The sequence below is a fragment of the Aeromicrobium sp. PFPM2_SD2 genome (assembly GCF_057364525.1).
Genome location: NZ_JBNFNZ010000470.1, coordinates 1 through 1,880 on the forward strand (window position 1 = coordinate 1; position 1,880 = coordinate 1,880).

2 protein-coding genes are annotated in these 1,880 nt (G+C 75.3%); both read left to right on the top strand.

The window, feature by feature from the left end; translation table 11 throughout:
• The coding region (locus AC2W7G_RS15190; RefSeq protein WP_485869175.1) for a polyprenyl synthetase family protein at window positions 1-575 on the top strand (575 nt) is incomplete at its 5' end.
• Entirely contained in the window at window positions 572-1,579 is a 1,008-nt protein-coding gene (locus AC2W7G_RS15195; protein ID WP_485869176.1) for a squalene/phytoene synthase family protein, read from the top strand. The genes AC2W7G_RS15190 and AC2W7G_RS15195, both read left to right, overlap by 4 nt.
• Window positions 1,580-1,880: the final 301 nt, after the last annotated feature.

Below are 1,880 nucleotides of genomic sequence, written 5' to 3' on the forward strand. Positions count from 1 at the left end.
CCTCGCGGGGGAGGCCCTGGCCGTCTCCGCGCCGGCGAGCTCGCGACGTCCGGCTCACCCTGGGCGGCGCGTGGCCGACCGTCGACGACGTGCTCGAGCTGGCCCACCGCAAGACGGCCGCGTACTCCTTCGTGCTGCCCCTGCAGACCGGCGCGCTGCTCGCCGGCGCCGACGACGACGTCCTGGGGCTGCTGGCCCGGGCCGGACGCTCGCTGGGCATCGCCTTCCAGCTCTACGACGACCTGGCCGGGATGTTCGACGACGCCCGCACCACGGGCAAGGACCCGCTCGCGGACCTGCGCGAGGGCAAGCTGACCCTGCTGGTCAGCCACGCCCGCGGGACGTCCGCCTGGGCCGAGCTCGCGCCGCGCTGGGGCGACCCGGCCGTCACCGAGCACGACCTGCGCACCGTGCGCGACGCCCTCGAGGCGGCCGGCTCGCACGAGCACGTCGCCGGCGTCGCGGGCGAGCACCTGCGCGACGGCCTGGCCGACCTGGAGTCCGCCGGGCTCGGCGGCACCACGACCGACTGGCTCATGACGCTGCTGGGCCGCTGCGCCAAGGAGGCCGCATGATGCTCCTCGACCCGCGTCGCTCCCGCTCGTCCGACCCGGCGGACCAGTACGACGCGCTCGCCTCGTCCACCGCGCGCCTGGTGATCCGGCGCTACTCGACGTCCTTCGGCCTGGCCGCGCGGCTGCTCGACGAGCCCGTGCGGTGCCACGTCCGGCACGTGTACGCCCTCGTGCGGGTGGCCGACGAGATCGTCGACGCCCCGCGCGCCGGCGAGAGCGACGACGTCCGCCGGGCGCTGCTGGACGACCTGGAGGCCGAGACCCTCACGGCCATGCGCACGGGCCACAGCGCGAACCTCGTCGTGCACGCGTTCGCCCGCACCGCGCAGGAGTGCGGCATCGAGCCCGCGCTGGTCACGCCGTTCTTCGCGTCCATGCGCACCGACCTGGACGTGCTGGAGCACGACCAGGCGAGCCTCGACGCGTACGTGCACGGCTCGGCGGAGGTCGTCGGGCTCATGTGCCTGCGCGCGTTCCTGCGGGAGTGCCCGGACCCCGACGCGGCCTACGCGGAGCTGGCCCCCGGCGCCTGCCGGCTGGGAGCCGCGTTCCAGAAGCTGAACTTCCTGCGCGACCTGGCCGCCGACCACGCCAAGGAGCTGGCCGACACCGCCGACGCCAAGGAGCTGGCCGACCTGCGGGCCGGCTGGGGCGTCGAGGAGCGCGGCAAGCGTCCCTCCGGCTACGCCGGGGCGCTGTCGGCGCTGGAGAAGGAGCAGAAGCGCCGCCGCACGCGGCTGTCGCGCGACGCGATCGACGGCATGCTGCTCGACCTGCTGTCCTTCCAGCGCGACGTCCTGGCGGTCCAGCTGGGCACCGTCACCGACGCGTCGGCGCTCGTGAACGCCGACGTGGCCGACGCCGTGCGGTCCGCGGCGAGCCTGGGGACGGCGGAGTCGACCCTCCGACGGGTCGATGCCATCCTCGAGTGCAGGGAGTCGGTGGCGGCCAACGCGGCCCCGCTCCTGTGCCTGGAGCGCATGATGCTCGCGCTCGCCGCCTGACCCCGGGAGACCTCGTGACCCGTCTGCGCCCCTACCTGATCCCGCTCCTGGCCCTTGCCGTCGTCGCCGTGATCGTCGCTGCGGTCGTGGTGACGATCGACCGCGACGAGCCGGTCGCGAGCGCCCCGAAGCCGACGGGGGAGCAGCGCCGGCCGGCCTGGAGCGGTTCTACGGCCAGGAGCCCACGTGGCGCGACTGCGAGGACGACGCGCGCTGCGCCTGGGTGGAGGTGCCGCTCGACTACGCCGACCCCGCGGGCGAGACGATCCGGCTGCGCGTCCGTGAGGTGCCGGCGACGGGG